This is a genomic window from Pseudomonas sp. P5_152 (assembly GCF_033989915.1).
In the GTDB taxonomy this organism is placed as follows: Bacteria; Pseudomonadota; Gammaproteobacteria; order Pseudomonadales; family Pseudomonadaceae; genus Aquipseudomonas.
Window position 1 is genome coordinate 4,901,405 of sequence record NZ_JASFAH010000002.1, and the last position, 14,524, is coordinate 4,915,928.

Sequence of the window (14,524 nt, forward strand, 5' to 3'; positions counted from 1 at the left end):
AAGAGCACCTCTAAAGACAGGGCGAAGGCAGTACAAGGTGATGCGCAATGTGGGTTCGCGGCGAAGTCTACACGCTGTGAAAACGAATGACTTGTCAGTCACCACTGACGAACGGTCATTTGCCTCCTGAGCAGGATTACCCGATACACAGCCCGGCGTTTTTAGAGGTGCCCTTGTGCCCGATGAGCATCAACCGCCAGGTTCGCCTAGGCGACTTTCTTTTCACCGGAGAGTAACGAGGAATCCATGAAGGTTCTTGTAGCTGTCAAACGAGTGGTCGACTATAACGTCAAGGTCCGCGTCAAAGCGGATAACTCCGGCGTCGATCTCGCTAACGTCAAGATGTCGATGAACCCTTTCTGCGAAATCGCAGTGGAAGAAGCCGTACGCCTGAAAGAGAAAGGTGTTGCGACTGAAATCGTCGTCGTCTCCATCGGCCCGTCCACCGCTCAAGAGCAACTGCGCACCGCGCTGGCTCTGGGTGCCGACCGCGCCATCCTCGTCGAATCCGCCGAAGACCTGACTTCCCTGGCCGTTGCCAAGTTGTTGAAAGCTGTTGTCGACAAGGAACAGCCGCAACTGGTGATCCTCGGCAAACAAGCGATCGACAGCGACAACAACCAGACTGGCCAGATGCTCGCTGCATTGAGCGGCTACGGTCAGGGCACCTTCGCTTCGAAAGTCGAAGTGTCTGGCGACAGCGTTGCCGTGACTCGTGAAATCGACGGCGGCGCGCAGACAGTTTCCCTGAAACTGCCAGCCATCGTCACCACCGACCTGCGTTTGAACGAGCCGCGTTATGCGTCCCTGCCAAACATCATGAAAGCCAAGAAGAAGCCGCTTGAAGTGCTGACTCCGGATGCTTTGGGCGTTTCCACCGCCTCCACCAACAAGACCCTGAAAGTCGAAGCGCCGGCTGCACGCAGCGCGGGTATCAAGGTCAAGTCGGTGGCTGAGTTGGTCGAGAAACTGAAAAACGAAGCGAAGGTGCTTTGAGCTTAGGAGCCTAATCATGACTATCTTGGTAATCGCTGAACACGACAACAAGGTTGTGGCCCCGGCCACCCTGAACACCGTGGCTGCCGCTGCGAAAATCGGTGGCGACATCCACGTCCTGGTCGCTGGCCAGAACGTTGGCGCGGTGGCTGAAGCCGCTGCAAAAATCGCTGGCGTGAGCAAAGTTCTGGTAGCCGACAACGCGGCCTACGCTCACCAACTGCCGGAAAACGTTGCGCCACTGGTTGCCGAGCTGGGCGCTGGCTACAGCCACATCCTGGCTGCCGCCACTTCCAACGGCAAAAACATCCTGCCGCGCGTTGCCGCGCAGCTGGACGTTGACCAGATCTCCGAGATCATCTCGGTAGAAAGCGCTGACACCTTCAAGCGCCCGATCTACGCCGGTAACGCGATCGCCACCGTGCAATCGAACGCCGCCGTAAAAGTGATCACCGTGCGTGCCACCGGTTTCGACCCGGTTGCAGCTGAAGGTGGTTCGGCTGCTGTTGAAGCGGTTGCTGCTGCTCACGATGCTGGCACCTCCAGCTTCGTTGGCGAAGAGCTGGCCAAATCCGATCGTCCGGAACTGACCGCTGCCAAGATCGTCGTTTCTGGCGGTCGCGGCATGCAGAACGGCGACAACTTCAAACACCTGTACGCCCTGGCCGATAAGCTGGGCGCTGCTGTCGGCGCTTCCCGTGCCGCGGTTGACGCAGGTTTTGTACCCAACGACATGCAGGTCGGCCAGACCGGCAAGATCGTTGCTCCACAGCTGTACATCGCCGTCGGTATTTCCGGCGCGATCCAGCACTTGGCCGGCATGAAAGACTCCAAAGTGATCGTTGCGATCAACAAGGACGAAGAAGCGCCGATCTTCCAGGTGGCTGATTACGGCCTGGTGGCGGACTTGTTCGAAGCCATCCCTGAGCTGGAGAAGCTGGTCTAATCCAGCGGCTTCACTTATAAAGAGCCCGGCCTTTTGGCCGGGCTTTTTATTGTCCGCGAGTTGAGAGTGGAGACATACGCCATGGATTTGCGTCGCTTGAGCGGTTGGTCGATGTTCCTCGGCCTGACCCTATTGCCCCTTGTATCGAACGCTGCCGGCAAATGCGAACGCCTGGTGGTGACCGGCAGCCCCGATGCGCCGCCCTATCTGTGGCAAGACCCGCAGGACCCCGTGCACCTGATCGGCGCCAATGCCGACTTGCTGCAGCAGGTGGCGGCGGAGTTGGGGCTCAAGGTCGAGTTGCGTTATGCCGGCAAGCGCTCCCAGGCGCTGGAGGAGGTGCGCAGCGGGCGCATCGACATGCTGGCGGACGCTCCGCTGGCGACCGGGCAACTGGAGGCGCTGGACTACATACACCCGGCGCTGGCCAGCAATGACTACCTGGTATGGACCCGCAATGGTTCGACGCTGGACTACAGCGAGGCCAAGGATTTGAGTGGGCATCTTGGCGCGGTGTCGCAGCAGGCACGGCTGACCCAGGATTTCGCAGCGTTCGCGCAATCGCAACTGACCCTGGTCAGTACGCCGAACCTGACCCAGGCGTTTCAGAAATTGCTGCTGGGCGAAGTGGAGTTTGTGTTGGCGGGGCGGTACGCCGGGATGGCCATGACACAGACCCTGAGTATCGCCAACGACGTGCAGGCTTACGCCCAACCGGTGGATAAACCCGGGCTGTTTCTGGCTATTTCCCACAACTCGGCGTGCAACGATCCATGGTTGCGCGGACAGTTAGCCAAAAAGATGACAGAATTGCCCGCGTCCGGTCTGACTGAGGCCGTGCTACAGCGCAATCTGGAGCGCTGGAAAGCACAATTGAAACAGCCCGTCAGCACCCCAAAACAGTAGGGATTTTTAGTGACTATTCGACCTCTTTTCGCTGCCCTGGCCGTCACGGCTCTGGCGGGTTGTGCAGCCGATCCGGCGCCGAATGAACAAATGCGTTTGACCGGGCAGGCCCTGGAACAGGCGACCGCGGTGGGGGCCACCGCCGAGGAAGTGCCGGAGCTGAAGCTGGCAGAAGGTAAGTACACCCAGGCCAAGGCCGATATGGCCGACCAGTCATTCAAGGATGCCCGGGTGCAGGCCGAGCAGGCCGAACTGGATGCACGCCTGGCCGAGGCCAAGGTCCTGACGCTTAAAAGCCAGGAGCAACTGAACGTTCTCAACACCCGCATCGCGCGCTTGCGCAAGCAGTTGGGAGACGCCCAATGAAGCTTGCGAATGGCGTCCTCGGCGGCCTGCTGCTGGCCAGCCTGTACGGGTGTGCGGGCCAGCACAGCGATGTGGCATTGCAACAAGCCTATAACGACTTCCAGAAGGTCAAGGAAGACTCCAACGTATTGCGCATCGCGCCCAAGGACGTGATCCGGGCCGGTGAATCCCTGGCCCGGGCCGATCGCCTGTCCAGCTATTGGGGCAGCGGTGCCGATGTGCAGCACTATTCCTACCTGAGCCAGCGTTACAGTGAGATTGCCCGGCAACATAGCGAGAAAGTGCTCAACGAAGAGCGCGCAGCCAAGCTCGAGCTGGAGCGCCAACGCCTGCAACTGGCATTGCGCGAGGCCAAGTTGCTCAGCGTGCAGCAGCAGGGCAAATGGCTGGAAGAGCAGATCATCAGCCTGGCAACTACCCAGACCGATCGCGGGCTGGTGATGACCCTTGGCGATGTGCTGTTCGACACTGGTGAGGCGGAGCTCAAGAGTTCGGCCAATCGCACGGTGCTGAAAATTGTCCAGTTCCTGCAGCTCAACCCCAAGCGTGTCGTGCGCATCGAGGGTTACACCGACAGCACGGGCGGCAAACAGGAAAACCGCAAACTGTCCCGGGACCGCGCCCAGGCGGTGGCCGACATGCTGATGGACCTGGGTGTTGACGATAAACGTATTCAAGTCGAAGGTTATGGCGATGAATACCCGGTAGAGGCCAACGCTTCCGAGCGGGGCCGGGCGCAGAATCGCCGGGTGGAAATTGTGTTCTCCGACGAAAAAGGCCAGCTCGGCGCTGCCCGCTAAGGTCAGCGTTACTGGAAAGCCCGGCACCTGTAGAGGTGCCGGGTTTTTTTTGGCCTGCCAATCGGCGCACAAAACAGTACAGTTTTTACTGACACTGGGCTGTACGGTCGACTATTGTGGCAACTGTCCCCGTACACTTCTAAACTGTGCCGGTATAGTTCTCTACAAAAATAAAATGCCCGTGAAATCGAGTGCTGCGTCATGACCAATCTTTTGCTCTATCAACGTATCGCTCAGCAGCTGGCTGAGGATATCCGGCGCGGCGTGTATCAGCCTGGCGAGCGTGTGCCTTCGGTGCGCAAGATGAGCTCGCAGCTCAATGTCAGCCATGCGACGGTGCTCCAGGCTTATGCCAACCTGGAAGACCAGGGCCTGATTCGCGCACGTCCGCAGTCGGGTTACTACGTCCACCAGACCCCGGCCCTGACCGCGCCGACCCCGGATATCGCCCGGGTCGAGCGCCCGGGCCTCGTGACCCGCAGCAGCATCATCCAGCAAGTACTGGTGGAGTCACGCCGCGAAGGGGTGTTCCCACTGGGCGCCGCCGTGCCCAGTGTCGACTATCTGCCGGTGCGGGCGCTGCATCAGCAACTGGCCAAGGTCACGCGCTTTCACAGTCCGCGGGCGTTCAGCTACATGTTCAGTCCCGGTTTCGAGCCCTTGCGCCGCCAGGTGGCGATTCGCATGCGCGACGCCGGGGTGGTGGTCGACCCATCCGAAGTAGTGATCACCCACGGTTGTGTCGACGCCCTGCAGATGTCCTTGCGCGTGCTGACCCGCCCCGGTGACCTGATTGCCGCAGAGTCGCCGACCTATTACGGCCTGTTGCAACTGGCCGATCTGCTCGGCCTCAAAGTCATCGAGATTCCCAGTGATCCGTCCACCGGCATGAGCCTGGAAGCCCTGCAACTGGCCGCCAACCAGTGGTCGATCAAGGCTCTGGTGCTGACCACCCGCCTGAGCAACCCCCTGGGTGGCACCATGCCGGAAGAGCGGCAGAAACAACTGCTGCGCCTGGCCTCGGACTTTGATATCCAGGTGGTCGAAGACGATATCTACGGCGAATTGATGTTCGAACAGGGGCGCACCAAGTCCCTCAAGGCCTATGACCGCCTGGATCGGGTGATCTACTGCTCGAGCTTTTCCAAGACTCTGTCCCCCGGGGTGCGCATCGGCTGGATGATCGCCGGCAAGTACCAGCAGGAAATCCAGCGGCTGCAGACCTTCAGTACCCATTCGGCCTGCAGCGTCACGCAGATGGGCATCGCGGCCTACCTGGAGAACGGCGGTTACGATCGACACCTGCGCTACATTCGCCAGGAGTATCGCAAGAACCTCAGTGCGTTCCAGCTGGCAGTGCAGCAGTATTTCCCCGAAGGCACCCAGATGACCCGACCCACTGGCGGTTTCATCCTGTGGGTCAGTTTGCCGGGACGGGTCAATACCCAGGAACTGCACGTGCGGGCTTTGCAGCAGGGGATCAGCATCGCCCCGGGACTGATTTTCAGTAACACCGAGCAGTTCAACCACTGCATTCGCTTGAACTGCGGCATCCCCTGGAACCGTGAAGCCGAGCGAGCCTTGATGACACTGGGCATGCTCGCGACCCAGCTGTGCCAGGAAACCGCCAGCGGTTTTTGAGGCATCGCCGGGGCTGATCGAGATGGGCGCTTGTCAGCGCCCTTGCAACAGGCGAGCATATGGCCCTCTGCCGTTAGTGCTGTAGGGGTTATGAAAGCGATTTTTCCTGTTGGTCTGGTGTTGGTCTGCTTGCTGAGTGTGTTTAATTGGGGGAGCGCGATAGCGGCGACGACCCCGGATAAAGCGGTTTCCAGTACGTCAACGACTAAGGTGGCACCCACCACGCCGGTCAAAAAAGTCGCGCCCGTGAAAAAAGCGGACGTTGCGAACAAACCCGTTGCGCACAAGCCACGCCCGCCGATTGCCTCGAAATCCAAGGCCGCCAGCGAAGTGGTGCGCACCACTGAGTTACCGTCCACCAATATCGACCTGAGCCTGCCTCCGGAAATGGTCCGCCAGTTGCAACCCATTGGCACTGTCCCGATCGTCAAGCGCGCACCTTTGCTGCCGCCACTGTTCGAGGAAAAACCCAAGGAAGAAAGCAAGTTCCAGCTTAACGGCCGGCTGATTTCCAACGAAATGCAATTGCAACTGCGCAACGAAGAGCGCCGGGAAATCGAAGGCGCGGCCCTGGAATTCCAGTTCAATCAGTAAAACCCGACGGCAGGTGTGACCTGGCGAGCTGACACTTTGTCGCAAGACTGATCAGTCACGCGTATTTGCGCGAAAACCCCTGGGCGGCCAATTTCAAACGGCTGTTTAAGCGGGTACTCTAGTCCCCGTCATTCCACACTCCCGAGGAGCTTGTCGTCATGAAATGCCGAGAAGGCTGTGGCGCCTGCTGCATTGCCCCTTCCATCAGTACACCGATTCCCGGCATGCCCCATGGCAAGCCCGCGGGCGAACGTTGTGTGCAACTGTCTGTCGATAATCTGTGCAGAATCTTCGGCCAGCCCGAGCGTCCTGCCGTCTGTGGCGCGTTCCAGGCGGATATCGAGGTCTGCGGCAGCAGCCAGGAACAAGCCATCACACTGATCGGCTGGTGGGAGCAAATGACCGCGGCGTAGTGTGTTCAACGAACGGAACTTCAACAATAAGGAACAAGACTATGGGTTCGCTGCATCGTATCGCTGTGCTGTGTGGGTTGAGCGCTGTTCTGGCCTCCACCGTGGTTCAGGCCGAAGACTGGAAAGTTGCCAAGAACGAAGACGGGATCAAGATCTCCCTGAGTGAAGTGCCGGGCTCCGACTACAAGTCCTATCAGGGCGTTACCCTGATGAAGACCACTGTTGCCAAGCTGCGGGCGCTGCAGGAAGACGTGGCCGGGGCCTGTGCCTGGATCCACGAGTGCAAGAGCCAGAAACTGCTCAAGCACGAAGGTGACCAGAGCTGGACCTACACCCAGTTCAATACCCCTTGGCCGGTGACTGCGCGGGACTCGGTGCTGCATATCACCACCGTCGATGGCGCCGATGGCAGCCTGACCCGCAACCTGGAAGGCGTGCCGAAATACATTCCGGAGGAAAAGGGTTTTGTCCGGGTAACCGAGGTCAAGGGCTTCTGGAAGTTCGTGCCCAAGGGCGATCAGGTCGAAGTGACCTATCAAGTGCACACAGAGCCAGGTGGTAGCGTGCCGGCGATGGTCGCCAACAAGTTTGTGGTCGATGCACCTTTCGAGACCCTCAAGGCCCTCAAGGAACGTGCCGAGAAGTAAGCACGCCTGTTCCAGGCCATCGGAACAACAGGGTTGGTGATAGCAACCCTGTTGCCAGGGCAGTTCTTCGAGGGGCAGGGAACGAATGCCCGGCGACCCGGGTCGAGATGGAAGTAAGCCCATCTACGGGTTTTATCGAGGAGGCACCGATGCAAAAGTGGGAAATCACCTTTGTGGATGATCATGGTGTGCAAAGCGTCGAACGCTTCGACTGCGAGCACCAACCTGACATGGAAAAGGCCGCGCAACTGATTCGCGCCAAACTTCTCCCGGTCCCGGCCGAGCTGGATCTCAATGACCTGGAAGGTCGCACCGACGACCCGACGCTCAAGAGCCTCAAAGATCAGAACAGCATTCAAATCCTCAGCATCTCCCCGATTCCATAATCCCTTCTGTAACCAGGCCTTGGCACGCGCTCCGAGTTGGAGCTACTCTGCAAGCGAGATCAGCGAATGGATCGCTAAGGTCTGGTCTTGTCAGCTACATGCTTGTGTCCCGGCGGCAATCTGATTGCCGTAGCGCCTGCACCATTCGGTTGCCGGCGCGTGGAGTACGGAAAGTCTATCCATTGGAAGTAGGAGGACGTTTCATGAGCACAGCCTATCAAGAAGACATCAGCAGCAGCGTGCTGCGCCGCATGAAAGAAGGCGGTTTTGATTTTTCACGGTTCCATCCCATCGAGTTCTACGCCATTTTCCCCGACGAGGAGGGGGCACGCAGGGCGGCAGGACAATTTCGCGGTGAATCCTTGAATGCACAGATCAGTGTGCGCGACGACGGTGCCTGGTACCTGGAACTGAGCAAGGTGATGTACGCCACCTACGGCGGCATTGGCGATTTTGAACAGGACTTCGAGGCGGTGGTCGAGCCTTTGGGGGGAATCATCGAAGGTTGGGGCGTCAAGCAGGAGGTACGAGGGCAACTCGCATAACACTATGAATAGCGACATCACTCAGCGACGGCTGACCCTTTGGGTCGGCCGTTTTCATTTGGGCTGGGGCAAACGCCAGGCAAAAAAAAGCCACCTGAGCAGGTGGCCAAAAGGGAAGAGGGGTAGCCAGCAAGCGAGCGGTGCCGCTTGCTGCGTGATGGGCCAATTATCCGCGTGCCTAGGCGGGCAGTGAAATGAACTATGGCTATGCTGCTAATAGCCATAAGCATTGCTTCGCAATGAAGCGCGGGCGATCAGGTGGGGGCGTTTGCTGCACGGGATTGGTGCGAAGCCTTCGGGGTGAAAATCCAACTGGTTGATACTAAAGGGTTTATGCCGCTGGCACGGGCCTTGCGATGCCAAGGTGTCCGGGTGACAAGGAGTACGGCATGATCCGCACCTATTTTGATGAGATGTACGATGCCAGCGGCCAGGTCCGCGCGCATTATCGAGAATTCGCCCGTTGGTTGGCCCAAACGCCTGACGAGCTGCTGGCTCAACGCCGACGCGAGGCCGATCTGTTGTTTCATCGCGCCGGGATTACCTTCACTCTCTATGGCGACGAGCAGGGCACCGAGCGCCTGATTCCCTTCGACACCATTCCGCGCAGCATCCCCGCCAGCGAGTGGCGGATTGTCGAGCGTGGCTGCATCCAGCGGGTCAAGGCGCTGAACATGTTCCTCGCCGACCTCTATCACGAACAACGCATTATCAAGGCAGGCATCATCCCGGCCGAGCAGGTGCTGGCCAACGAACAGTACCAACTGGCCATGCAGGGCCTGGACCTGCACCGCGACATCTATTCGCACATCTCCGGGGTCGACCTGGTGCGCGATGGCGACGGCAGCTACTACGTGCTGGAAGACAACCTGCGCACTCCCAGCGGCGTGAGCTACATGCTCGAAGACCGCAAGATGATGATGCGCCTGTTCCCTGAGCTGTTCGCGGCCCAGCGTATTGCGCCCATCGACCACTACCCGAACCTGCTGCTCGACACCCTGAAAAGCTCCAGCCCCATCGATAATCCGAGCGTGGTGGTACTGACCCCGGGACGCTTCAACAGTGCGTTTTTCGAGCACGCCTTCCTGGCCCGGGAAATGGGCGTGGAACTGGTGGAAGGCGCGGACCTGTTCGTGCGTGACGACAAAGTCTTCATGCGCACCACCGATGGCCCCAAGGCCGTCGATGTGATCTACCGGCGGCTCGACGACGCCTTCCTCGATCCGCTGGCATTCAACCCGGACTCGATGCTCGGGGTTCCCGGCCTGCTGGCGTCCTATCGCAGCGGCAATGTGGTGTTGGCCAACGCCATCGGCACGGGTGTGGCGGATGACAAGTCGGTGTATCCGTTCGTCACCGAGATGATCCGTTTCTACCTCGATGAGGAGCCGATCCTGAAAAACGTGCCGACCTGGCAGTGTCGCAACCCGGCGGAACTGTCCCACGTGCTGGCCAACCTGCCCGAGCTGGTGGTCAAGGAAACCCAGGGTTCCGGCGGCTACGGCATGTTGGTCGGACCGGCAGCGACGGCGGCCGAGATCGAACAGTTCCGCGCACGGATCAAGGCCAAGCCCCATGCCTATATCGCCCAGCCGACGTTGTCCCTGTCGACCTGTCCGACCTTCGTCGAGAACGGCATCGCCCCGCGGCATATCGATCTGCGCCCGTTCGTCTTGTCGGGCCGTGAAACCCGGGTGGTGCCTGGGGGCCTGACCCGCGTCGCCCTGCGCGAGGGCTCTTTGGTGGTCAACTCCTCCCAGGGTGGCGGTACCAAGGACACCTGGGTTGTCGAGGATTAAAGGAAGCTTGCCATGTTGAGTAGAACTGCCTCGGATCTGTACTGGATGTCGCGCTACCTGGAGCGGGCGGAAAACCTCGCACGGATGCTCGACATCAGTTATTCGCTGTCGTTGATGCCGCAGGACGGCCGCGGCGATGGCCTGCACGAACTGGCGATGCCCTTGTTGATCACCGGCACGCTGGACGACTACCTGGAGCGCCATGGCGCGTTGCACGCCGAGCGTTTGCTGCACTTCTTCGCCCTGGACGCCGCCAACCCGGCCAGCATCTATAGCTGTCTCGGGGCCGCGCGGGCCAGCGCCCATGCGGTGCGTGGGCGGATTACCGCCGACATGTGGGAAAACATCAACGCCACCTGGCTGGAAATTCGCGGGATAGCCGAACAGGGCCTTGGGCGTTATGGCATGAGCCGGTTCTGCGAGTGGATCAAGGAACGTTCCCACCTGTTCCGCGGGGCTTCCTACGGCACCATCATGCGCAATGATGCGTTTCGCTTCATTCGCCTGGGCACCTTCATCGAGCGGGCCGACAACACCCTGCGCCTGCTGGATGCGCGCTACGAAATGGCCGGCGATCAGGGCGAGGCGGTCAGCGATGGCACCGCCCACGCCTACTACCAGTGGAGTGCGTTGCTGCGGGCCTTGTCGTCATTCGAGGCCTACACCGAAATCTATCGTGACGCGCCCGGCGCCCAGCAGGTCGCCGAGTTGTTGTTGCTGCGAGCCGATGTCCCCCGTTCGTTGCGTGCCTGCACCGAGGAAATCGACCAGATCCTTGCCCAGTTACCAGGCGCCAACGGCCGTCCAGCCCAGCGCCTGGCGGCGGAAATGGACGCGCGCCTGCGCTACACCGGCATCCAGGAAATCCTCGACGAAGGCCTGCATGCCTGGTTGACCGAGTTCATCCCGCTGGTACGCCAGTTGGGCAATGCCATACACAGTTCCTACCTGGAGGCTGCATGAGACTTTCCATTAGCCACGAGACCACCTATCACTACGAGGACCAGGTGCGGGCGAGCATCCAGTATGTGCGGTTGACCCCCCACGACAGCGAGCGCCAGCACGTACTCAGCTGGCAGCTGGAGCTACCGCGGCCGGTGCGTGCGCAGCTCGACCCGTTCGGCAACATCCTGCATGTGCTGACCCTGGACGAGCCCCACGAAGCCATCATCATCGGGGCGCGCGGGCAGGTGGACATCGATGAGTTGCGCGAGGCCGAACACGAGAGCCAATCGGCCCTGCCATTCCTGCGCTTCACCCGCCTGACCGAGGCCGACGAGGCCCTGCAGGCCTTTGCGACACAACAGTGTCGGCAACGCCGCGACCGCAGCGCGTTGATCGACCTGATGCATGGCCTGAACCAGTACATCACCTACACCCCAGGCGCCACCGAAGTGCAAACCAGCGCCGCGCAAGCCTTCGCCGGCCGTGCCGGGGTCTGTCAGGACCATGCCCACACCTTCATCGCCTGTGCCCGCAGCCTGGGGATCCCGGCGCGTTATGTGTCGGGCTACCTGTACAGCGAAAGCAGCGAACACCTGGCCAGCCATGCCTGGGCCGAAGCCTGGCTGGAAGACGCCTGGTACAGCTTTGACGTGACCAACCAACTGGCCCGTCCCGAGCGCCACCTGAAGCTGGCAGTGGGCCTGGACTACCTCGACGCCTGCCCGGTACGCGGCATGCGCCGCGGTGGCGGTTTTGAACAGATGCACGCCAAGGTCTTCATCTCGCCGCTGCCGGCGCCGGTGATGTCGGTGCAACAGCAGTAGGCGGCGTGCCTGCATCGCGAGCAGGCTCGCTCCCACAGTGGCTCTTGCGGTGATCAACAGGCCTTGTGGGAGACATCCGCGCGCGCTCCGCTTGCTCGCGATGGGGCCACCCGTCAGGGCTTCACCTTGCGCCCCGCCATATGCCGCAAGTACGCCACCAACTGTGCCAACTCTTCATCCTTCAACACCGCCTGGGAGAACCCCGGCATCTTCGCCTGGGGCCATTGGCGCAGGCTTTGCGGGTCGCGGATGTAGCGTTCGAGAAACTGCGCGCCAAAATATTCGGTAGGGCTGTAGGGGATGTTCAGGTCCGGTCCGAACTGCGCGTCACCCGCGCCGTTGAGGCGATGACAGGCCAGGCAGTTTTTCTGGAACAGGGCAAAGCCCAGGTTGATCGGGTCACGGGTGGGGAGGGCAGGGTCCGGCAGCAGGGCCGGGAAACGCTCGGCGACGGCGGCCAGGCGCTTGATGCTGGCGACCTGGAACGGCCATTGCTCAGGGCTGATCCCCGCGGCCTGGGGGTGAGTCCAGACCAGGTAGAACGGACCCGCGCTGGGTTTGCCAGGCGCCAGTGCCGGCCACGGATGCGCCGGGTCTTCAATGGCCAGCCAGGCCTGGGCGCCCTGTGTCGCGAGCAAGGGGGCCGCCGCCAGCTCTGCGGCGAAACCATCCAGGGCCACGGCCTGCAGGTGATGGTCGGCCTTGACGCCCGTCAGCAGCGCTGCCAGTGGCACCGCTCGGTAGTCCATGTCGCGTTTGTAGGAAACGTCGTCAGCAACACGGATGGTCTGTGCCAACGGATGGTGCAGCAGCTCCTCGGTCTGCCAGGTGCGGCTGTCGGCACCCAGGTCGAGCACCAGTTGTGCGGCATGCAAGGGCGTGCCAAGGAGCAAGGCTGCAAGCAGAATCAAAGCTTTCACGTGATTGCCATCCGGTCGTGGTCATGCCGCCAAGGTTGGCACAAGCACACGAGGGCGAACAGCAAGGTGTCGCAACACTTGGCGTTGGATCAGCCAATCACCTTGGTCAGGTTCGGCAGAATCAACAGCAGGGTGGTGGCGAAGAGAATGAGCCCGGCTTGACGCACTTTCGATTGTTTGAACATGGCTGACCGCCTTTTTTGTTATTTCCTGAGCGTCGAATGCTTGCCTGCAAATCTCCATCGGCAAAGCGCTGTAGGGTCCAGCTACCGGGTGCCTCGGCAAAACCCGACGACAACCTCGTAAGCTTTACCTTAGGGGCCACGCGGGCTGTGGCTTAGATCCATTTCATATCAGCTAAGCGCAAAAGGCAGCTAAAAAGGCATGAGGCCTATTGCCATCTGCGTGGTCGCCCTTTTGCTAGACAGTTCGCTGACCTGAAACGGTTAACCCAAATGCTGACGACCGTTCGTCTGAGCATGAGCGTCAAGGCCATTGAGCGTATCGGTCATTGAATCCCTCACCCGTCGGCCTAAGGTGGACACTCATTGATCTTTTACCTGCCCGCCAGTACGAGGATGTCATGACCCAAGCTTTGATTTTCGATGCGATACGCACGCCCCGTGGTCGTGGCAAGGCCGATGGTGCCTTGCACAGCGTCAAGCCGGTGAACCTGCTGGCGGGCCTGCTGGGGGCGCTGCAACAACGTAGCCAGCTCGATACCAGCCAGGTTGATGACATCGTGCTCGGGTGTGTGACGCCGGTCGGCGACCAGGGCGCCGACATCGCCAAGACGGCCGCCCTGGTAGCCGATTGGGATGTCAGCGTCGCTGGCGTGCAGATCAATCGCTTCTGCGCCTCGGGTCTGGAGGCGGTGAACCTGGGGGCCATGAAAGTGCGCTCCGGGTTCGAGGACCTGGTGGTGGTCGGTGGTGTCGAGTCGATGTCGCGCGTGCCGATGGGCAGCGATGGCGGCGCCTGGGCGCTGGACCCGCAAACCAACCTGCACACTCACTTCACGCCACAGGGCGTGGGCGCCGACCTGATTGCCACGCTCGAAGGCTTCAGTCGCGAGGATGTCGACACGTTCGCCTTGCAGTCACAACTCAAGGCCGCCCGGGCGCGCGCAGCGGGGGCGTTCAACAAGTCGCTGATACCGGTGCAGGACCAGAATGGCATCGTGCTGCTCGAGCAGGATGAATTCATCCGCGCCGACACCACCCTTGAAGGCCTGGGCAAACTCAAGCCGAGCTTCGAGATGATCGGGCAGATGGGCTTCGACGCGACTGCGTTGCGGGTCTACAGCCATGTCGAGCGGATCCGTCACGTGCACACCCCGGGCAACAGTTCCGGAATCGTCGACGGGGCGGCGCTGATGCTGATCGGCTCCGAAGCCAAGGGCAAGGCGCTGGGCCTGCAGCCACGGGCGCGGATCGTCGCCACCGCAGTCACCAGCACCGACCCGACCATCATGCTCACCGGCCCCGCACCGGCGACCCGCAAGGCCCTGGCCAAGGCCGGGTTGCGGGTCGAAGACATCGACCTGTTCGAGGTCAACGAAGCGTTTGCCTCGGTGGTGCTCAAGTTCATCAAGGACATGGCCATCGATCCGGGCAGGGTCAACGTCAATGGCGGCTCGATTGCCATGGGGCATCCGCTGGGCGCTACCGGCTGCGCGATTCTCGGCACCTTGCTTGATGAGCTGGAAGCGCGCCAGCAGCGTTATGGCCTGGCCACGCTCTGTGTCGGTGGCGGCATGGGTATCGCCACCATCATCGAACGCCTCTGAGCCCCCT

At 60.8% G+C, this 14,524-nt stretch carries 16 protein-coding genes; 15 read left to right on the forward strand and 1 reads right to left on the reverse strand.

Features of this window, described 5'->3' with window-relative positions; genetic code table 11:
- Window positions 1-246: 246 nt before the first annotated feature.
- From QMK50_RS22290 to QMK50_RS22355, 14 genes are all read left to right on the forward strand, one after another.
- Window positions 247-996 carry an electron transfer flavoprotein subunit beta/FixA family protein gene (locus QMK50_RS22290; RefSeq protein WP_159994520.1) on the forward strand — a complete coding sequence of 250 codons (750 nt, stop codon included), beginning with the start codon at window positions 247-249 and terminating at the stop codon, window positions 994-996.
- Window positions 997-1,012: 16 nt separating this feature from the next.
- Window positions 1,013-1,942, forward strand: a complete 930-nt coding sequence (locus QMK50_RS22295) for an electron transfer flavoprotein subunit alpha/FixB family protein (RefSeq protein ID WP_159994522.1) — start codon at window positions 1,013-1,015, stop codon at window positions 1,940-1,942.
- An 81-nt stretch (window positions 1,943-2,023) separates the two neighbouring features.
- Window positions 2,024-2,848, forward strand: coding sequence for a substrate-binding periplasmic protein (locus tag QMK50_RS22300; RefSeq protein WP_320333958.1), 825 nt, complete (start codon window positions 2,024-2,026; stop codon window positions 2,846-2,848).
- 9 nt (window positions 2,849-2,857) lie between these two features.
- Window positions 2,858-3,214, forward strand: coding sequence for a DUF4398 domain-containing protein (locus QMK50_RS22305; RefSeq protein WP_095167678.1), 357 nt, complete (start codon window positions 2,858-2,860; stop codon window positions 3,212-3,214).
- Window positions 3,211-4,014: an OmpA family protein gene (locus tag QMK50_RS22310; RefSeq protein ID WP_095167679.1), complete on the forward strand. Its 804-nt coding sequence runs from the start codon at window positions 3,211-3,213 to the stop codon at window positions 4,012-4,014. Before QMK50_RS22305 ends, QMK50_RS22310 begins: the two co-directional genes overlap by 4 nt.
- A gap of 201 nt (window positions 4,015-4,215) precedes the next feature.
- Window positions 4,216-5,655 carry a PLP-dependent aminotransferase family protein gene (locus QMK50_RS22315; RefSeq protein ID WP_095167681.1) on the forward strand — a complete coding sequence of 480 codons (1,440 nt, stop codon included), beginning with the start codon at window positions 4,216-4,218 and terminating at the stop codon, window positions 5,653-5,655.
- 90 nt (window positions 5,656-5,745) lie between these two features.
- A complete protein-coding gene (locus QMK50_RS22320; protein WP_320334539.1) occupies window positions 5,746-6,249 on the forward strand; it encodes a translation initiation factor 2 in 504 nt (167 codons plus the stop codon).
- Window positions 6,250-6,407: 158 nt separating this feature from the next.
- On the forward strand, window positions 6,408-6,662 hold the full coding sequence (locus QMK50_RS22325) for a YkgJ family cysteine cluster protein (protein WP_159994527.1): 255 nt from the start codon (window positions 6,408-6,410) through the stop codon (window positions 6,660-6,662).
- A gap of 41 nt (window positions 6,663-6,703) precedes the next feature.
- Window positions 6,704-7,309: an START domain-containing protein gene (locus QMK50_RS22330; protein WP_159994529.1), complete on the forward strand. Its 606-nt coding sequence runs from the start codon at window positions 6,704-6,706 to the stop codon at window positions 7,307-7,309.
- 149 nt (window positions 7,310-7,458) lie between these two features.
- Window positions 7,459-7,695, forward strand: coding sequence for a hypothetical protein (locus tag QMK50_RS22335; RefSeq protein WP_095167695.1), 237 nt, complete (start codon window positions 7,459-7,461; stop codon window positions 7,693-7,695).
- Between the two features lie 203 nt (window positions 7,696-7,898).
- The gene (locus tag QMK50_RS22340) at window positions 7,899-8,240 is read left to right on the forward strand and encodes a ribonuclease E inhibitor RraB (RefSeq protein ID WP_095167696.1); all 342 of its coding nucleotides are present in this window, start codon (window positions 7,899-7,901) and stop codon (window positions 8,238-8,240) included.
- A gap of 389 nt (window positions 8,241-8,629) precedes the next feature.
- Window positions 8,630-10,039 (forward strand): circularly permuted type 2 ATP-grasp protein, encoded by a 1,410-nt coding sequence (locus tag QMK50_RS22345; protein ID WP_095167698.1) that lies wholly within the window; start codon window positions 8,630-8,632, stop codon window positions 10,037-10,039.
- A 12-nt stretch (window positions 10,040-10,051) separates the two neighbouring features.
- Entirely contained in the window at window positions 10,052-11,002 is a 951-nt protein-coding gene (locus QMK50_RS22350; protein ID WP_095167700.1) for an alpha-E domain-containing protein, read from the forward strand.
- On the forward strand, window positions 10,999-11,808 hold the full coding sequence (locus QMK50_RS22355) for a transglutaminase family protein (protein ID WP_320333959.1): 810 nt from the start codon (window positions 10,999-11,001) through the stop codon (window positions 11,806-11,808). Before QMK50_RS22350 ends, QMK50_RS22355 begins: the two co-directional genes overlap by 4 nt.
- Window positions 11,809-11,921: 113 nt before the next feature.
- Here QMK50_RS22355 and QMK50_RS22360 read toward each other — a convergent pair whose 3' ends face one another.
- Window positions 11,922-12,728, reverse strand: coding sequence for a c-type cytochrome (locus tag QMK50_RS22360; RefSeq protein WP_095167704.1), 807 nt, complete (start codon window positions 12,726-12,728; stop codon window positions 11,922-11,924).
- A 583-nt stretch (window positions 12,729-13,311) separates the two neighbouring features.
- Here QMK50_RS22360 and QMK50_RS22365 point away from each other — a divergent pair.
- Window positions 13,312-14,517 carry an acetyl-CoA C-acetyltransferase gene (locus QMK50_RS22365; protein WP_095167706.1) on the forward strand — a complete coding sequence of 402 codons (1,206 nt, stop codon included), beginning with the start codon at window positions 13,312-13,314 and terminating at the stop codon, window positions 14,515-14,517.
- Window positions 14,518-14,524 lie beyond the last annotated feature (7 nt).

What these genes read in the sequence shown, in the direction of transcription:
- QMK50_RS22355 (WP_320333959.1), top strand. Translation starts at nt 10,999, where the DNA reads ATGAGACTTTCCATTAGCCACGAGACCACCTATCACTACGAGGACCAG.
- QMK50_RS22310 (WP_095167679.1), top strand. Translation starts at nt 3,211, where the DNA reads ATGAAGCTTGCGAATGGCGTCCTCGGCGGCCTGCTGCTGGCCAGCCTG.
- QMK50_RS22345 (WP_095167698.1), top strand. Translation starts at nt 8,630, where the DNA reads ATGATCCGCACCTATTTTGATGAGATGTACGATGCCAGCGGCCAGGTC.
- QMK50_RS22315 (WP_095167681.1), top strand. Translation starts at nt 4,216, where the DNA reads ATGACCAATCTTTTGCTCTATCAACGTATCGCTCAGCAGCTGGCTGAG.
- QMK50_RS22365 (WP_095167706.1), top strand. Translation starts at nt 13,312, where the DNA reads ATGACCCAAGCTTTGATTTTCGATGCGATACGCACGCCCCGTGGTCGT.
- QMK50_RS22330 (WP_159994529.1), top strand. Translation starts at nt 6,704, where the DNA reads ATGGGTTCGCTGCATCGTATCGCTGTGCTGTGTGGGTTGAGCGCTGTT.
- QMK50_RS22335 (WP_095167695.1), top strand. Translation starts at nt 7,459, where the DNA reads ATGCAAAAGTGGGAAATCACCTTTGTGGATGATCATGGTGTGCAAAGC.
- QMK50_RS22300 (WP_320333958.1), top strand. Translation starts at nt 2,024, where the DNA reads ATGGATTTGCGTCGCTTGAGCGGTTGGTCGATGTTCCTCGGCCTGACC.
- QMK50_RS22325 (WP_159994527.1), top strand. Translation starts at nt 6,408, where the DNA reads ATGAAATGCCGAGAAGGCTGTGGCGCCTGCTGCATTGCCCCTTCCATC.
- QMK50_RS22350 (WP_095167700.1), top strand. Translation starts at nt 10,052, where the DNA reads ATGTTGAGTAGAACTGCCTCGGATCTGTACTGGATGTCGCGCTACCTG.
- QMK50_RS22295 (WP_159994522.1), top strand. Translation starts at nt 1,013, where the DNA reads ATGACTATCTTGGTAATCGCTGAACACGACAACAAGGTTGTGGCCCCG.
- QMK50_RS22320 (WP_320334539.1), top strand. Translation starts at nt 5,746, where the DNA reads ATGAAAGCGATTTTTCCTGTTGGTCTGGTGTTGGTCTGCTTGCTGAGT.
- QMK50_RS22290 (WP_159994520.1), top strand. Translation starts at nt 247, where the DNA reads ATGAAGGTTCTTGTAGCTGTCAAACGAGTGGTCGACTATAACGTCAAG.
- QMK50_RS22340 (WP_095167696.1), top strand. Translation starts at nt 7,899, where the DNA reads ATGAGCACAGCCTATCAAGAAGACATCAGCAGCAGCGTGCTGCGCCGC.